Genomic DNA, 15,825 nt, shown 5'->3' on the forward strand with positions numbered 1-15,825 from the left:
CAAACTGGCCCGGATTGCCTTTGCTCTGATGAAGACTCAACAGCCGTATCGGCCTACGGCCGATACGGTGGGGTAGACATAGAATCTCCTACAGGTGAGCATCTGTCGCAGCGAGGCGCCCGTTGCAGGCGCCAAGCGAAACGCTCCGAAACACCCACCCTCTCCGCCCGTACCCGCAGCCACTCGACACCACCGCCGCGCTCAGGGATAAAGGCTCCACTTCGAAATTGGAGTGAGCCATGCGTTTCCCCTCGATGACCGCCCTGCGCGTGCTCGACGCCGTTGCCCGCCTGGGCAGCCTGTCCGGCGCGGCCAGCGAACTGAGCCTCACCCGCAGCGCCGTCAGCCACCAACTGCACAGCCTCGAAGACTGCCTGGGCATCCCGCTCACCGAGCGGGTCGGCCGCGGCATCGCGCTGACCTACCACGGCGAATGCTTCGCCCGCGAAACCCAGCGCGCGCTGGCGATCCTCAACGAGGCGCGGCGTTTCGCCAATGCCGAGGAAGTCTCCGGCCGCCTGTGCGTGAGCTGCACGCCGGGCTTCGCCACCTACTGGCTGTGCCACCAGATCGGCAAGTTCCAGCGCGCCCACCCGCAGGTGGAGCTGAACCTGGTCTCGCCGCGGGTGCCCGACGACGTCAGCGACCGCGACGTCGACCTGTTCATCGCCTACGGCGTGGGCGACTGGACCGACCTGCATGTGGACCTGATCGCCACCCTGGACACCTTCCCGGTGTGCAGCCCGTCGCTGATCAACTCCGTTGGCGGCCTCGACTCGCCGGAAGACCTCGCCAGCCTGCCCTTCCTGCACATGGTCGATCACTCCGACTGGCTGCTGTGGACCGCTGCCGCCGGAGTGAAGAACCTCAACGTGCGCAACGGCATCGTCTTCTCCGACGCGCACCTGGTGCAGTCGGCGGCCATCGCCGGGCAAGGCGTGGCCATGGGCGATGCGCTGGTCAGCGGCGATGCCATGGCCAAGGGGCAGCTGGTGCGACTGTTCAACGTCGCCATCGAACCGCCCAACCGCTACTACTTCGTCACCGACCCGGCCAAGTCCGAACGCCCCGACGTACGGGCCTTCAAGGCCTGGATGAAGGCCGAGCTACGGATGTCCGAGCAGTTCCGCCACAGCGGCCGGACAGCCGTGATAGGTGAATGATTTCGAACAATGAGGGCGAAAAAACGCGATTGAAGCGGAGAGAGATTTGACAATACTGCGTTAAAAAAAGGCCGCTGATTTTTACCCGATCCTCACCCGGCGGCCGCTCGAACAAGAACAAGAAATCGAGGTAAGTGCAGTGGAGCGACAGCCCCAACTACGTGCCATCGGCATCGGCAAGAGCTACGGCAGTTTCAACGCGCTGGACAACGTGTCCATCGACATCCAGCAGGGCGAGTTCCTCACCCTCCTCGGGCCTTCGGGCTCCGGCAAGACCACCTTCCTGATGATCCTCGCCGGCTTCCAGGACCCGTCCCGCGGCAAGCTCGAAGAGGGCGGCGCCGACATCACCCGGCGCCCCGCCGAGAAGCGCAACTTCGGCATGGTGTTCCAGGGCTATGCCCTGTTCCCGCACATGAGCATCGAGGACAACGTCGCCTTCCCGCTGAAAATCCGCGGCGTGAAGGCCGAAGAGCGCAACCGCCGCGTACGCCACATGCTCGACGTGGTCGGCCTCGGCGAGCACCTCGGCAAACGCCCCGGCGAGCTCTCCGGCGGCCAGCAGCAGCGCGTGGCCATCGCCCGCGCGCTGGTCTTCGAGCCGGACATGCTGCTGCTCGACGAACCCCTCTCGGCCCTGGACAAGAACCTGCGCGAGCAGCTGCAGGCCGAACTGCAGCGCATCCACCGTCAGGTCGGCACCACCTTCGTCTTCGTCACCCACGACCAGAACGAAGCCCTCGCCCTGTCCACCCGCATCGCCATCTTCAACCGCGGCCAACTGGCCCAGGTCGACGACCCGCAGACCATCTACAACCAGCCCAGCAACCGCTTCGTCGCCGAATTCCTCGGCAAGATGAACCTGTTCCCGCTGAGCCAGGTGGGCCGCGCCGGCGAGCTGGCCTGCGGACGCTTCGGCGAGGCCGAGCTGCGCGCCAGCTATTCCAACGCCATGCAGGCCGAAGCGCCGCTGCTGGCGGTGCGCCCGGAACACATGCAGCTGCATAGCGCACCGCCACAGGTAAATGGCCACAACGTGGTGCAGGCCGTACTCACCGCCAAGACCTACCAGGGCGCCAGCACCGAGCTGTGCCTGGGTGCCGGCAGCGAGGGCAAGCAACCGATGAGCCTGGCCGTGCACGCCGACCACCAGGCCTCGCGCCTGGAACAGGGCGCCAAGGTCTGGCTGAGCTGGCCCATCGAGAAAAGCCTGCTGATCGCCTGAGTCGCCGAACGCGTTCCTCCCCTATTCGCCATCCCACCTGATCGGGAGCTGCCTCCATGTTCAATCCGAAAGAGTTCAATCCGCACCAGCAAGACTGCATCGAAGTCCTCATCGAAAAGACCCGTCGCGGGCAGATCGACCGCCGCACCTTCCTCAAGGGCATGGGCCTGATGGCCGCCCTGCCGCTGGCCCTGCGCAGCGGCGTGAGCTTCGCCGCCGGCGACAAGCCGCTGGTGGTGGTGAACTGGGGCGGCGATGCCATCAAGGCGTTCGGCAAGGCCTGGACCGAGGGCTTCTCCAAGGCCACCGGGATCCCGGTGAAGATCGACGGCAGCGGCCCCACCGAGGGCGCCATCCGCACCCAGCTGTCCAGCGGCCGGGTGAGCTGGGACGTGGTCGATGCGGAAAGCTCGATCCTGCAGAACCTGGGCAAGGAAGGCCTGGTGCAGCCCATCGACTACAACGTCGTGTCCAGGGACAAGGTGCTGCCCGGCTTCGCCTACGAATACGGTATTGCCGACTACATGCTCAGCTACGTGATCGCCTACGACAGCGAGCGTTTCGGCGACAAGGCACCCAAGACCTGGGCCGACTTCTGGGACGTGAAGACCTTCCCCGGCAAGCGCACCCTCTACAAGTGGATGAACGGCATGCTCGAGGCCGCGCTGCTGGCCGACGGCGTGGCGCCGGACAAGCTCTACCCGCTGGACGTGCCGCGCGCGATGAAGAAGATCGACGAGCTCAAGCCCCACGTGCTGGCCTTCTGGGGCTCGGGCGCGGAGACCCAGCAGCTGCTGATCGAGGGCGAAGTGTCCATGGGCGCCATCTGGAACACCCGCGCCCAGGTGATCACCGAGGACAGCGAAGACCGCATCAAGTGGACCTTCGACAACGCCCTGCTGGGTTGCAGCAACTGGGGCGTGCTCAAGGGCAACCCGGCCGGCACCGAGGCGGCCATGAAGTTCATCGCCTACGCCCAGGACCCGCAGTCCCAGGTCGAGCTGTTCAAGATGTTCGGCAACGGCCCGGCCAACCCCGCCGCCGCCGCGCTGATCCCGGACGACCGCAAGCACCTGAACTGCACCGACCCGGCGAACCTGCCCAAGCAGGTGATGCTCAGCCACGAGTGGTACACCGACCACTACGCGGCGACCCTGGAGCAGTACCTGACCCACATTTCCAAGTAATGCGGAGCGCAGGTCATGGCCGATAACGCCCCCTCGCGGCTCAAGCTGGGCGCCCTGCTGCTGCCGCTGCCGGTGGTTCTGATCATCTTCTACGTACTGCCCTTCCTCGGCGTGCTCGGCTGGAGCGTGACCCTGCCCGAGCCGGGGATCGAGCAGTACCAGCGGATCATGACGGACCCGGCGATCCACGACGTGCTCTGGCGGACCTTCCGCCTGTGCACCACGGTCAGCGTGGTTTCCCTGCTGATCGCCTACCTGATGGCCTACTGCTGGGTCTACAGCCCGCCGCGCTGGCAGCGCGTGGTGGAAATCTGCGTGTTCATCCCGTTCTGGCTGTCGGTGCTGGTGCGCGCGTTCGGCTGGCTGATCGCCCTGCGCAGCAACGGCCTGCTCAACGAGTGGCTGCAGTACCTGGGGATCACCAGCGAGCCCTTGCAGCTGACCCGCAACGAGCTGGGCGTGGTGATCGGCATGGTGCACTTCATGGTGCCCTTCGCGCTGTTCCCGCTGGTGTCGACCATGCGTCGCCTCGACCCGCGCGTGCTGCTGGCCGCGCGCGGCCTGGGCGCCGGGCAGATGCGCACCTTCTGGAGCATCTTCGTGCCGCAGACCATCCCCGGCATCCTCGGCGCCTTCATCATCGTCTTCGTGTTCTGCCTGGGCTTCTTCATCACCCCGGCGATCCTCGGCGGCGGGCAGACCGTGATGGTGGCCGAGTACGTCTACCTGCAGATGTTCCAGACCAGCAACTGGGGCCTGGGCGCCGCACTCTCGGTGGTGCTGCTGGCACTGGTCAGCGGGATGATCTGGGCGCTGCTGCGCATGACCCGCGTCGACAAGCTGGTGGGATAAGGAGCCGCAGAAATGAACGCACACGAAACCAAGGCACCGAGCCGCCTGCTGGCGACCATGGCGATGATCTTCATGGTCTTCCCGTTGCTGGCGGTGATCCCGGTGTCCTTCACCAGCAAGCGCTTCCTGTCGATGCCCAACGGCAACTGGTCGCTGCGCCACTACCAGGCACTGCTGGACAGCCCGGAATGGCTCTCGGCGATCGGCCAGAGCCTGATGGTCGCCACCGCCACCTGCATCATCGCGACCGCACTGGCGGTGAGCTTCAGCCTCGGCATCTGGTACCTGCGCTCGCGCCTGGCGACCCTGCTGATCGGCCTGGTGCTGCTGCCCATGGCGATCCCGCCGATGATCTCGGCGATGGTCCTGTACTTCATGGAAACCAAGGTCAGCCAGTTCGCCCCCGGCCTGGGCTATGACACCCTGGTCGGCCTGACCATCGCGCACATCGTGATGGTCGTACCCTATGGCGTGGTGACCATGCTGGTGGCCCTGAGCCAACTGGACCGGCGCATCGAACTGGCCGCGCGCAACCTCGGCGCGAGCCTGGGCCAGACCACCTTCATGGTGGTGCTGCCGAACCTCAAGCTGGGCGTGGCGAGCACGGCGCTGCTGTGTTTTGCGCTGAGCTGGGAAGAGATCGCGGTGACCCTGTTCGTCACCAGCACCGAGGTGAACACCCTGCCCCGGCAGATCTGGTCCGGCCTGCGCGACAACATCGATCCGGCCGTGGCGGCCATCTCGGTGGTGCTGATCGCCCTGACCTTCGTCGCGCTGATCGGCCGGATGATCGCCCAACGCATCGCCGCGCGGCCGGTAGGTAGCTGAGCGTAGGGCGCATAACGCTCGACGTTATGCGCCGCCCAGCGGCGCGAAAATCACACAGGGAAGCTCTACGTAGGATGGGTGGAGCGCAGCGATACCCATCGATTTCCGGCACGAGCAGCATGGGTATCGCTCCGCTCCACCCATCCTACACAGCGTTCATCCTGCGAAACTGTTGCGAAGCGCGCCGGCGGATCACTCCGCCTTCTTGCGAATCCAGTACAGGTAGGTCCCCGCCTCTTCCTGCTGCTCCACCAGCTCGTGGCCGAGGAAGACGCAGAACTTGGGGATGTCGCGGCGCGTGGAAGGGTCGGTGGCGATCACCTTGAGCAGGCCGCCGGCCGGCAGGTCGCGCACCTTGTTGTGCAGCATCATGACCGGCTCGGGGCAGTTCAGGCCGGTGGCGTCGAGAATCGCATCGACAGGCTGGGACATCACGTCACTCCAGAAAAACCAATGGCGCATTGTCGCGCAAAGCGCACCGTGCGGTCACCCTGCGTCCGTCCGGGTCACCGAACCTTGGTTGGGGGTGGGCGCCGCTGACGCCGGGCATGCTGGCGCATTGGCCTGCGTTGTCCGCCCGGACAGCCGCCTCTCGACTGGAGCCCCGATGCGCGCCCTCCTCTGCCTGTGCCTCGTCCTGCTCGCCGGCTGCGCCGCCCGCGACCAGGTCCCCGATTTCAACGCCAGCAAAGGCAAAGATCTGCCCGCCACCTGGTTCGAGGCCGTCATCACCGCCCGCGACGGCACCAGACTCTCCGCCACCGTATTCCAGCCGGCGCTGAAGGCCGGCGAGAGCGCTCCGCTGATCGTCCACACCCACGGCTGGGGCGGCTGGCGGGTCACCGGGCCGGACGGCTACTACGGCAAGAACATGATGTCCGGTCGCGCTGCGCTGCGCGCCTGGAAGGCCGGGTTCTGGGTGGTCAGCTACGACCAGCGCGGCTGGGGCGGCAGCGACGGGCGCATCGAGATGATGAACCCGCAGTTCGAGGTGCAGGATGCCAGTGCGGTGATCGACTGGGCCGCCGCGCACCTGGCCCGGCTGACCCTGGATGGCCCGAATGATCCGCGCGTCGGCATGCTCGGCGAAAGCTACGGCGGCGCCGTGCAACTGCTGGCCTCGGCGGAAGACCCGCGCATCGATGCCATCGTGCCCATCGCCACCTGGTACGACCTGGCCGACGCCCTGGCGCCGGACGGCCAGCTGAAGATCGGCTGGGGCGGCGTGCTGGTGAGCCTGGGGCTGGCCACCGGCTATGACCTGGGCAAGTTCGTCCAGGCCGATTACCTGCACACCACCGGCGGACGCATGGCCGCGCCGGTGCAAGCCGAACTGCACGCCAACAGTCTCGCCAGCTATTGCGCGGCCGGCCGCCGGCCCCACGCCGATGCGCTGCTGATTCAGGGCCTGCGCGACACGCTGTTCCCGCTGGACCAGGGCCTGCAGATCCGCCAGTGCCTGAAGCAGGGACCGGCGGACGTACGCCTGCTGGGCATGCAGGGCGGGCACATACTGCCACCGCCGTTGCAGGCCTGGAGCGGGCTGCCGCCGTTCAACAACGAACCGGTGATCCATTGCGGCTCGCGGGCGATCAACCTCTACACCGGCATAGTCGCCTGGTACGAGGAAAAGCTGCGCAAGCGCCCCGGCGCCGCCGACGGCGTGCCGGACCTGTGCATCAGCCTCGATCTGGACCAGGGCGTGGCGCTGGACGAGCTGCCTGCTCCCGGCCCCACGGTGACATTGCCGGACACGGCCATCCGCCCGGCAGTGAGCGGCCTGCTGCAACCTTCACGGTTCATTCCCCTGCAGCGCGTCAGCGAGCACAGCGCCCTGCTCGGCAGCGCCGAAATCCGCCTGGCCCAACCACTGACCGAACGCCCCGACGCGCAGCTGTTCGCCGCCCTGGCGATCCGCAGCGCCGATGGGCATACCCGGCGTCTGGACGAACAGGTGAAACCGCTGGCGAACCAGGGCAGCACACGGCTGAACGCCGTCAGCGCGAGCCTCGCGCCGGGAGATGAGGTTGGTTTGCTGGTGAGTGGCTTCAGCGACCAGTACCTGTTCAACAGTTCCTGGCGTGTTTCCCCAGTGGAGCTCAAGGGAGAGGTGCAGCTACCCAGTCTCGTGTCGCTGCAACCGCCCATGGCCGTGCGCCCCTGACTCCTCTGCCGTACGGTTCGCGAGCAAGCTCGCTCCTACAGGTCAAGCTCGGTGCGCCCCTTGTAGGAGCGAGCTTGCTCGCGAACAGAGCCGCACCAACGCTTCCCGTATCACAACTAACGCAACGGCCCGTCCGGCGCCTCGTCCAGCTGCGCCAGCAGCATCGGCTGGCCATCACCTTCGGCGGGCAGCAGCGCCCACTGCTCCTTCCTGCCCAGTCGCCGGTATACCTGCTTCACCTGGCTGCCCAGCGGCAATGGCGCCTTGAAGTGGGCATCCAGGCGCACGTTCTCGGCCAGGCGGCGCCCGGTCAGGCTGCGTGCCAGGCCCCACATGCCATGGGCGAAGGGTTTGCCGAAGCCGTAGTGCGAGGCCATCAGCCGCGACAGGTGCAATGGGTTGAAGTCGCCGCTCAGCCCGGCGTAGCGCCAGCCGACGATCTTCGGCACGCGCCACTGCACGCCGGAATGGACCGGTGCTTCCAGGGTGTGCCACTGGGCGCGCTCGGGCAGCGGATCGGGCTCGGTCCCGCCATCGAGGAAGTCGCCCCGGCGCAGGTAGGTGGTGATCGACTGCCAGTAGAGCATGTCGTGGTGCCAGGCCTCGGTGAGCACATCCACCTCCAGGCCCAGCGCGTTGCGGCGGCTGGTGAGAATGCGGCAGTCGAACTGCAGCGGCTCGTGCTCGTCGAGCATCCGATAGCGCTGGATATGGCTGCGCAGGTGGATCAGCCCGACCACCGACAGCGGCATGCGCGAGCGGCTGAGCAGGCGCAGGTGCAGCGGCAGGCTGATGACCTGCGGATAGAGCAGCGGTACGCCCAGCGCCGGGTCGAGGCCGAAGTGCTGGCGATACGCGCGCAGGTGGCGCAGGTCGAACTTCAGGGTGCGGCTGTCCATCGCCAGGTACGGCACGCGCTCGCCCTGGCCGAGGCCACGGCGCGGCAGCAGCATGCGGCTGTAACTGCCCAGGAGGGAGGGCAACTTTCGCTTCACGAACGGCTCCGGATGAATTCGCGCCGCCTAGCATGGGCAATGCCGGGCGGCGCGACAAGCCACCAAAGGTCGGGTGGCGTGACCGGACTGTTCCGAGTCGCTAGCGCTCGCCCTTCTCCAGGCGGCGCAGATGGCAGGTCACTTCCTCGCGGTCATGGTAGAGCTGCTTGCAGCCGATCTGCACCTTCAGCCCACGCTCGCGGAAGGCGTCCTCCAGGCGATCGAGGATGCGCCGCACCTCGGCGTAACGCTGCTTCATCGGCAGCTTGAGGTTGACGATGGCCTCGCGGCACAGTCCTTCGCCGATCCAGGTCTCGATCATCGCGCCGGTGCGCGCGGGCTTCTCGACAATGTCGCAGACCATCCAGTCCATGCGCTGACGCGGGCGGAAGGCATAACCATCGACGCGCTGGTGCTCGACCAGCCCGGAGTACATCAGGTTTTCCGCCATCGGCCCGTTGTCCACGGCGACCACGCGCATCTCCCGGTTGACCAGCTGCCAGGTCCAGCCGCCAGGCGATGCGCCCAGGTCCACGGCGAGCATGTCCGGCGCCAGGCGGCGGTCCCAGTCGGCGCGGGGAATGAAGTGGTGCCAGGCCTCTTCGAGCTTCAGCGTCGAACGGCTGGGCGCCTCGCGGGGGAACTTCAGGCGTGGGATGCCCATGGGCCACATGGCGCAGTTGCGCGCCTCGGCCAGGCCGATGAAGGCCTCGCGGCCGGAGCGGAAGGTCAGCAGCAGGCGCGGCAGGCTGGGGTCTTCCACCAGTTTGCCGGCTTTCACCAGGGCGGCGCGCAGGGGCTTTTCGAACTTGCGGCAGAAAGTCGAGAGCTCTTTGCCATCATTGGTGTCGAACACTTCCAGCCACAGGCTCCCACACTGCGGAAAGCCGGCCAGGGCTTCGAGGATCGCGCCGGTACGATCCGATTCCGGCAGCGCGGTGAAGCCGTCACCACGCGCCCACTGGCGCGGAAAGATCAGCTCGGAGAAGCGCAGCTGGCGCATCAGGCGATCGGCGCCGTCGGCGTCCATGCAGATGAATTCGGCATAGGCGGTGGCCGGCTTGGCTCGGGCGTAGCCGGGGATGTCCAGGCGCGCAGCGTGCTCGGACAGCTCAGCGCAGACCTCGTTCTCGAAGCCCGGGCGGCAGTGCAGTAACAGGGTATTCATCGGGGTGTCTCCTTGGCCGCGCACTATAGAGGCTACCCGCGAAGGATTCATGCAGATTCGCCGGAAATCTCCCACGACCAACGTCATTTGTTCTGAACCAGCCTCCGGATCAACCGGTCAAGAACAGATGGCAATACCCCTTCGGGCGGTCTAGCTTGAGTGGTCTGGCCCAGCCTGCCAGAAGACTGCCCGATGATTGCCCTGCCCGGCGAAGAGTGCCATCGATCGCAACCTGTCCCAATGGACCAGGCCTGCGATGGATCAGGACGTTAGCGCCCTCCTTCGCCAAGTATCGCCAGTGCGCCGTTGAATCGGCCGCGCCGCCGATCACGAGCAGAATCCAAGCCTGAGGAGAATGTCATGCCCGCAGTGGATAGCCTGAACAGCCTGCGCACCCTTGAGGTCGCCGGCAAGACCTATCACTACTACAGCCTGCCTGAAGCGGCGAAGAGTCTGGGGGACCTGGGCAAGCTGCCCATGTCCCTGAAAGTCCTGCTGGAAAACCTGTTGCGCTGGGAGGACGACAACACCGTCACCGGCGACGACCTCAAAGCCCTGGCCGGCTGGCTGAAGAGCCGCAGCTCCGAGCGCGAGATCCAGTACCGCCCCGCCCGCGTACTGATGCAGGACTTCACCGGCGTGCCGGCGGTGGTCGACCTGGCCGCCATGCGCGACGCCATGGCCAAGGCCGGCGGCGACCCGCAGAAGATCAACCCGCTGTCCCCCGTCGACCTGGTCATCGACCACTCGGTGATGGTGGACAAGTTCGCCAGCCAGTCCGCCTTCGCCCAGAACGTCGAGATCGAGATGGAGCGCAACGGCGAGCGCTACGCCTTCCTGCGCTGGGGACAGAACGCCTTCGACAACTTCCGCGTGGTGCCACCGGGCACCGGCATCTGCCACCAGGTCAACCTGGAGTACCTGGGGCGCACCGTATGGACCAAGGACGAGGACGGCCGCACCTACGCCTTCCCCGACACCCTGGTCGGCACCGATTCGCACACCACCATGATCAACGGCCTCGGCGTGCTCGGCTGGGGCGTTGGTGGTATCGAGGCGGAAGCGGCCATGCTCGGCCAGCCGGTGTCGATGCTGATTCCCGAAGTGATCGGCTTCAAGCTCACCGGCAAGCTGAAGGAAGGCATTACCGCCACCGACCTGGTGCTGACCGTCACCCAGATGCTGCGCAAGAAAGGCGTCGTCGGAAAATTCGTCGAGTTCTATGGCGACGGCCTCGCCGACCTGCCCCTGGCCGACCGCGCCACCATTGCCAACATGGCCCCGGAATACGGCGCCACCTGCGGCTTCTTCCCGGTGGACGAGATCACCCTGGGCTACCTGAGACTGTCCGGCCGCCCGGAAGACGCCGTTAAACTGGTGGAGGCCTACAGCAAGGCTCAGGGCCTGTGGCGCGAGAAAGGCCACGAGCCGGTGTTCACCGACTCCCTGCAACTGGACATGGGCGACGTCGAGGCCAGCCTCGCCGGGCCCAAGCGCCCGCAGGACCGCGTCGCCCTCGGCCATGTCAGCCAGGCCTTCGACGACTTCCTCGGCCTGCAGATCAAACCCGCCTCCACCGAGGAAGGCCGCCTGCTCAGCGAGGGTGGCGGTGGCGCCGCCGTGGGCGCGGCAGCCCTGACTGGCGAAGCCGACTACCAGCACGACGGCCACACCTACCGGCTGAAGAACGGTGCCGTGGTGATCGCCGCCATCACCTCCTGCACCAACACCTCCAACCCCAGCGTGATGATGGCCGCCGGCCTGCTGGCGAAGAAGGCGCTGGAGAAAGGCCTGCAACGCAAGCCCTGGGTGAAGAGTTCGCTGGCCCCCGGCTCCAAGGTGGTCACCGAGTACTTCCACGCCGCCGGCCTGACCCGCTACCTGGACGAACTGGGCTTCGACCTGGTGGGCTACGGCTGCACCACCTGCATCGGCAACTCCGGCCCGCTGCTCGACCCTATCGAGAAGGCCATCCAGCAGGCCGACCTGACCGTCGCCTCGGTGCTCTCCGGCAACCGCAACTTCGAAGGCCGCGTGCATCCGCTGGTAAAAACCAACTGGCTGGCCTCACCGCCGCTGGTGGTCGCCTACGCGCTGGCTGGCACCGTGCGCACCGACCTGAGCAAGGACCCGCTGGGCACCGGGAAGGACGGCCAACCGGTCTATCTGAAGGACATCTGGCCGACCCAGCAGGAAATCGCCGACGCCGTACAGAAGGTCGACACGGCGATGTTCCACAAGGAATACGCCGAAGTCTTCCAGGGCGATGAGAAATGGCGTGCGATCCAGGTGCCGGACGCCCAGACCTACACCTGGCAGGACGACTCCACCTACATCCAGCACCCGCCGTTCTTCGAGCACATCGCCGAGGCACCGCCGAAAGTCGCGAACATCGAAGGCGCCAGCATCCTCGCGGTACTGGGCGACTCGGTGACCACCGACCACATCTCCCCTGCCGGCAACATCAAGAAGGACAGCCCCGCCGGCCGCTACCTCAGCGAGCACGGCGTGGCCTACGCCGACTTCAACTCCTACGGCTCGCGCCGTGGGAACCATGAGGTGATGATGCGCGGCACCTTCGCCAACATCCGAATCAGGAACGAGATGCTCGGCGGCGAGGAAGGCGGCAACACGCTGCATGTCCCCACCGGCGACAAGCTGGCGATCTACGACGCCGCCATGCGCTACCAGCAGGACGGCACGCCGCTGGTCATCGTCGCCGGCAAGGAATACGGCACCGGCTCGTCCCGCGACTGGGCGGCCAAGGGCACCAACCTGCTGGGTGTGAAAGCGGTGATCGCCGAGAGCTTCGAGCGCATCCACCGCTCCAACCTGGTGGGCATGGGCGTGCTGCCGTTGCAGTTCAGGGACGGCCAGGACCGCAAGGCACTGAAACTGACCGGCAAGGAAGTACTGAGCATCAGTGGCCTGTCGGGCGAGCTGAAGCCGCACATGAGCCTCAAGGTCGCGGTGAAACGCGAGGACGGCAGCCAGGACAGCTTCGAGGTGCTCTGCCGCATCGATACGCAGAACGAAGTCGAGTACTTCAAGGCCGGCGGCATCCTCCACTACGTGCTGCGCAGCCTGATCTAAAGCGCTGCGGCGGCCTGCAACGGGCCGCCGCCCTCCTTCTTTCGTTTCATTTCCGTGACCAGTGGCGATACGCTATCGTCCATCTCTTGACGTCACTCTTCTGACATTTTTTTTGTGATCGCCATCAAATTTCCGATCCGGCAGCCGATAAGCTGGACAGACGTACCAATTCGCCTTTCTCCGAGATCCCAGCCTGATGCGCAACAACCAGCCGATCACCCAGCGTGAACGCACCTTCCCCGCCGAACAGCGGCTGATCTCCACCACCAACGACCGCGGCGTGATCAGCTACGTCAACGATGCCTTCAGCGCCATCAGCGGCTTCTCCCGTGAGGAACTGGTGGGCGCCGCGCACAATCTGGTGCGCCATCCGGACGTGCCGCAGGCGGTATTCGCCCACATGTGGACGACCCTGAAGAAAGGCCGCCCCTGGATGGGCATCGTCAAGAATCGCTGCAAGAACGGCGACCACTACTGGGTCAGCGCCTACGTCACGCCCGTCTATGAGCGCAACGAGATCGTCGGCTATGAATCGGTGCGGGTGAAGCCCACCGCCGAACAAGTGCGTCGCGCCGAAGCGCTGTATGCGCGGATCAATGCCGGCAAGTCGGCCATCCCCGCCCGCGACCGCTGGCTGCCTGTGCTGCTGGACTGGTTGCCGTTCATCCTGATCGGCCAGATCGGCTTCCTCATCGGCGCCTGGCTGAATTCCCACTGGGGCTTCCTGCTCGCCGCGCTGCTCTCGATCCCGCTCGGCCTGGCCGGACTTGGCTGGCAGCAACGCGGGCTGAAGCGCCTGCTGCGCCTGGCCGAGCAGACCACCTCCGACCCGCTGATCGCGCAGATGTATACCGACAGCCGTGGCGCCCAGGCACGCCTGGAAATGTCCATCCTCAGCCAGGAAGCTCGGCTGAAGACCTGTCTGACCCGTCTGCAGGACACCGCGGAAACCCTCACCGAGCAGGCCCGCGAAGCCGACTCCCTGGCCCACCACAGCTCCGCCGGCCTGGATCGGCAGCGCCAGGAGACCGAGCAGGTAGCGACCGCCGTCAACCAGATGGCCGCCACCACCCAGGAAGTCGCCGACAACGTGCAGCGCACCGCCGACGCCACTCGCCAGGCCAACAACCTGACCACCGAGGGCCGGCAGATCGCCGCCGAAACCCGCGAGGCCATGCAGCGTCTTTCCAGCTCGGTGGGTGAGACCGGCGAAGCGGTCAGCCAGCTGGCCCGCGACAGCGAGCAGATCGGTGGCGTGGTGGACGTGATCAAGGGCATCGCCGACCAGACCAACCTGCTGGCGCTCAACGCCGCCATCGAAGCCGCCCGCGCCGGTGAGATGGGCCGCGGCTTTGCGGTGGTCGCCGACGAAGTGCGCCAGTTGGCCCAGCGCACCGCCGAGTCCACAGGGCAGATTCACCAGCTCATCGCCAACCTGCAGAACACCGCCACCGAGGCCGTGCGGGCCATGGACTCCGGCCGCCGTCAGGCCGACGAAGGCGTGGAGCGCGTGCTGCAGGCGGACAACGCCCTGGTGGGCATCAGCGACGCGGTGGCCAACATCACCGAGATGGCCACCCAGATCGCGGCCGCTGCCGAGGAACAGAGCGCCGTGGCCGAAGAGATCAACCGCAACATCAGCACCATCGCCAACCTTGCCGACCAGACCTCCGGCGAAGCCCAGCGCACCGCCCTGCTCAGCGAGGAGCTGACGCAGACTGCGCATCGCCAGTACTCGCTGGTGGAGCGGTTCAACCGCTGAGGCCGGACCTGTAGCCGCTATCCTACAGGGAAAGCCCTGCGCTAAAGCTCCCCTCTCCCCCGCCCTCTCCCTTCAGGGAGAGGGCGGGGGAGAGGGAAAACCAAGATACGGACCTTCAGAGACTGACGGTTGCTCCTACAGGTGGTACCTGCCAGCTACTTGAAATCCCACTGCATCTGCGCCGGGATGCTGACGTCCCGCGAGGAGTGCACGCACACGTCGACGTAGTCGGTGAAGCGCGGCGGCGCAGCGATGCCCTCATCCAGCAGTCGCTGGTTATCGAACAGGTAGTTGAGGTCGGCGAAGCCGCTGTACAGGCGCAGCGCCCGCAGCACCAGGCGCGGGTTGGCCTTGCCGATGCGGCTCTCGAAGCTGCCGGCCAGTTCGCGCAGGTCTTCGCTGCTGACCTTGCGATAGCGCTCCCCCACAGGCTCCTCGCCACGGGCATCGGCATAGGCACGGTCAATTTCGCCGAAGGTGCACGCCGAACTGTGTCCGGCGGAGATGTGGTATAGGCCATGACTCAGCGTCGGTTTGAGTGCCAGGGCCACCAGCGCTTCGGCGCAATAGTCCACCGGGATAACGTCGATCTGTTCGTCCAGGCCGCAGGTGAAGCTCTCCAGGGCAAAGCCCATGCGGAACACCCAGAAGATACTCCCCGAAGCGCGGCAGCCCAGCTCGCGGTGCCCAACCACGATGGACGGGCGCGCCACCACCAGCGGCAACGACGGCAGCTCTTCGCGCATGCGCCGCTCGATCTCGGCCTTGGAGGCGGTGTAGTCCACCAGTTGCTCTTCGCTGTCGGGGAAGTCCCAGGACTCGCGCACCGGCGACTCACGCTGCGGGCCGCAGCACATGGCGGTGCCTACGTGGAGGAAGCGCTTGAGATTGCGCGACTGGCTGAGCAGCCGGGCGAAGGCGAAGGTGCCCTCGACGTTTACCGGCCAGATGCTCGGGTTCTTCGAGAACGAGGCCACTGCCGCGCAGTTGATCACCTGCTCCACGCGCATCAGGCGAGCGCGCTCGCCCTGCATCCAGGCGGTGTCGAGCAGGTCGCCGCAGAGGATCTGACTCTCCCGGAGGCTTTCCAGCGCAGTCTCCGGAACGCAGTGCAGACGCAGGTTGTCACGCAGCCGTTCCAGCCCCTGCTCAGGCGATTCGGCACGGACCAGGAACAGCAGCGCCGGGCTGTGGCCATCGGCGATCAGGTGGGCGGCGACGGCGCCGCCGAGGAAGCCGGTGGCGCCAGTCAGCAGCAGGCTGTGCGCGGCACCGGGAGAGTAGCGCAAGGGTTGGGGGGCAATGCGTTCAGCGTAATCGGGGTTCATGGCAGCGTTCGGCCTGTCCTCTGGAAGCGGGGCGTCGACTGCGGGGAGCCGACGCCGGCG

General features: G+C 66.3%; 12 protein-coding genes. 8 read left to right on the forward strand and 4 right to left on the reverse strand.

The window, feature by feature from the left end; translation table 11 throughout:
- Nucleotides 1-239: 239 nt before the first annotated feature.
- The 5 genes from J2T47_RS15050 (at nucleotide 240) to J2T47_RS15070 (ending at nucleotide 5,255) form a co-directional block, all read left to right on the forward strand.
- Nucleotides 240-1,163: a LysR substrate-binding domain-containing protein gene (locus J2T47_RS15050; RefSeq protein ID WP_253448184.1), complete on the forward strand. Its 924-nt coding sequence runs from the start codon at nucleotides 240-242 to the stop codon at nucleotides 1,161-1,163.
- Nucleotides 1,164-1,302: 139 nt separating this feature from the next.
- Complete coding sequence (locus J2T47_RS15055; RefSeq protein ID WP_138214726.1) at nucleotides 1,303-2,388, forward strand: ABC transporter ATP-binding protein; 1,086 nt, start codon at nucleotides 1,303-1,305, stop codon at nucleotides 2,386-2,388.
- 56 nt (nucleotides 2,389-2,444) lie between these two features.
- On the forward strand, nucleotides 2,445-3,575 hold the full coding sequence (locus J2T47_RS15060; protein ID WP_253448188.1) for an ABC transporter substrate-binding protein: 1,131 nt from the start codon (nucleotides 2,445-2,447) through the stop codon (nucleotides 3,573-3,575).
- Nucleotides 3,576-3,590: 15 nt separating this feature from the next.
- A complete protein-coding gene (locus J2T47_RS15065) occupies nucleotides 3,591-4,427 on the forward strand; it encodes an ABC transporter permease (RefSeq protein WP_253448191.1) in 837 nt (278 codons plus the stop codon).
- Nucleotides 4,428-4,439: 12 nt separating this feature from the next.
- Nucleotides 4,440-5,255 carry an ABC transporter permease gene (locus J2T47_RS15070; protein WP_253448194.1) on the forward strand — a complete coding sequence of 272 codons (816 nt, stop codon included), beginning with the start codon at nucleotides 4,440-4,442 and terminating at the stop codon, nucleotides 5,253-5,255.
- Nucleotides 5,256-5,447: 192 nt separating this feature from the next.
- On the opposite strand, the gene tusA is transcribed toward J2T47_RS15070, so the two are convergent.
- Nucleotides 5,448-5,687 (reverse strand): sulfurtransferase TusA, encoded by a 240-nt coding sequence (tusA, locus tag J2T47_RS15075; protein ID WP_015477744.1) that lies wholly within the window; start codon nucleotides 5,685-5,687, stop codon nucleotides 5,448-5,450.
- Between the two features lie 175 nt (nucleotides 5,688-5,862).
- Here tusA and J2T47_RS15080 point away from each other — a divergent pair, with 175 nt between their 5' ends.
- On the forward strand, nucleotides 5,863-7,419 hold the full coding sequence (locus tag J2T47_RS15080) for an alpha/beta hydrolase (protein ID WP_253448197.1): 1,557 nt from the start codon (nucleotides 5,863-5,865) through the stop codon (nucleotides 7,417-7,419).
- 116 nt (nucleotides 7,420-7,535) lie between these two features.
- Here the strand turns inward: J2T47_RS15080 and J2T47_RS15085 are convergent, their stop codons facing one another.
- Both J2T47_RS15085 and rlmM read right to left on the reverse strand, forming a co-directional pair.
- Nucleotides 7,536-8,414: a MaoC family dehydratase gene (locus J2T47_RS15085; protein WP_253448199.1), complete on the reverse strand. Its 879-nt coding sequence runs from the start codon at nucleotides 8,412-8,414 to the stop codon at nucleotides 7,536-7,538.
- Nucleotides 8,415-8,514: 100 nt separating this feature from the next.
- Nucleotides 8,515-9,582, reverse strand: coding sequence for a 23S rRNA (cytidine(2498)-2'-O)-methyltransferase RlmM (rlmM, locus tag J2T47_RS15090; protein WP_253448202.1), 1,068 nt, complete (start codon nucleotides 9,580-9,582; stop codon nucleotides 8,515-8,517).
- 360 nt (nucleotides 9,583-9,942) lie between these two features.
- Here rlmM and acnA point away from each other — a divergent pair, with 360 nt between their 5' ends.
- Together acnA and J2T47_RS15100 are read left to right on the forward strand one after the other, a co-directional pair.
- A complete protein-coding gene (gene acnA / locus J2T47_RS15095) occupies nucleotides 9,943-12,675 on the forward strand; it encodes an aconitate hydratase AcnA (RefSeq protein WP_253448205.1) in 2,733 nt (910 codons plus the stop codon).
- 196 nt (nucleotides 12,676-12,871) lie between these two features.
- Nucleotides 12,872-14,437, forward strand: coding sequence for a methyl-accepting chemotaxis protein (locus J2T47_RS15100; protein ID WP_253448208.1), 1,566 nt, complete (start codon nucleotides 12,872-12,874; stop codon nucleotides 14,435-14,437).
- 155 nt (nucleotides 14,438-14,592) lie between these two features.
- Here J2T47_RS15100 and cprA read toward each other — a convergent pair whose 3' ends face one another.
- Complete coding sequence (gene cprA / locus J2T47_RS15105) at nucleotides 14,593-15,765, reverse strand: cationic peptide resistance protein CprA (protein ID WP_253448211.1); 1,173 nt, start codon at nucleotides 15,763-15,765, stop codon at nucleotides 14,593-14,595.
- Nucleotides 15,766-15,825 lie beyond the last annotated feature (60 nt).

This window comes from Pseudomonas nitroreducens, assembly GCF_024170165.1.
In the GTDB taxonomy this organism is placed as follows: domain Bacteria; phylum Pseudomonadota; class Gammaproteobacteria; order Pseudomonadales; family Pseudomonadaceae; genus Pseudomonas; species Pseudomonas nitroreducens_C.

What these genes read in the sequence shown, in the direction of transcription:
- J2T47_RS15050 (WP_253448184.1), top strand. Translation starts at nt 240, where the DNA reads ATGCGTTTCCCCTCGATGACCGCCCTGCGCGTGCTCGACGCCGTTGCC.
- J2T47_RS15060 (WP_253448188.1), top strand. Translation starts at nt 2,445, where the DNA reads ATGTTCAATCCGAAAGAGTTCAATCCGCACCAGCAAGACTGCATCGAA.
- J2T47_RS15065 (WP_253448191.1), top strand. Translation starts at nt 3,591, where the DNA reads ATGGCCGATAACGCCCCCTCGCGGCTCAAGCTGGGCGCCCTGCTGCTG.
- J2T47_RS15070 (WP_253448194.1), top strand. Translation starts at nt 4,440, where the DNA reads ATGAACGCACACGAAACCAAGGCACCGAGCCGCCTGCTGGCGACCATG.
- tusA (WP_015477744.1), bottom strand. Translation starts at nt 5,687, where the DNA reads ATGTCCCAGCCTGTCGATGCGATTCTCGACGCCACCGGCCTGAACTGC.
- J2T47_RS15080 (WP_253448197.1), top strand. Translation starts at nt 5,863, where the DNA reads ATGCGCGCCCTCCTCTGCCTGTGCCTCGTCCTGCTCGCCGGCTGCGCC.
- rlmM (WP_253448202.1), bottom strand. Translation starts at nt 9,582, where the DNA reads ATGAATACCCTGTTACTGCACTGCCGCCCGGGCTTCGAGAACGAGGTC.
- acnA (WP_253448205.1), top strand. Translation starts at nt 9,943, where the DNA reads ATGCCCGCAGTGGATAGCCTGAACAGCCTGCGCACCCTTGAGGTCGCC.
- J2T47_RS15100 (WP_253448208.1), top strand. Translation starts at nt 12,872, where the DNA reads ATGCGCAACAACCAGCCGATCACCCAGCGTGAACGCACCTTCCCCGCC.
- cprA (WP_253448211.1), bottom strand. Translation starts at nt 15,765, where the DNA reads ATGAACCCCGATTACGCTGAACGCATTGCCCCCCAACCCTTGCGCTAC.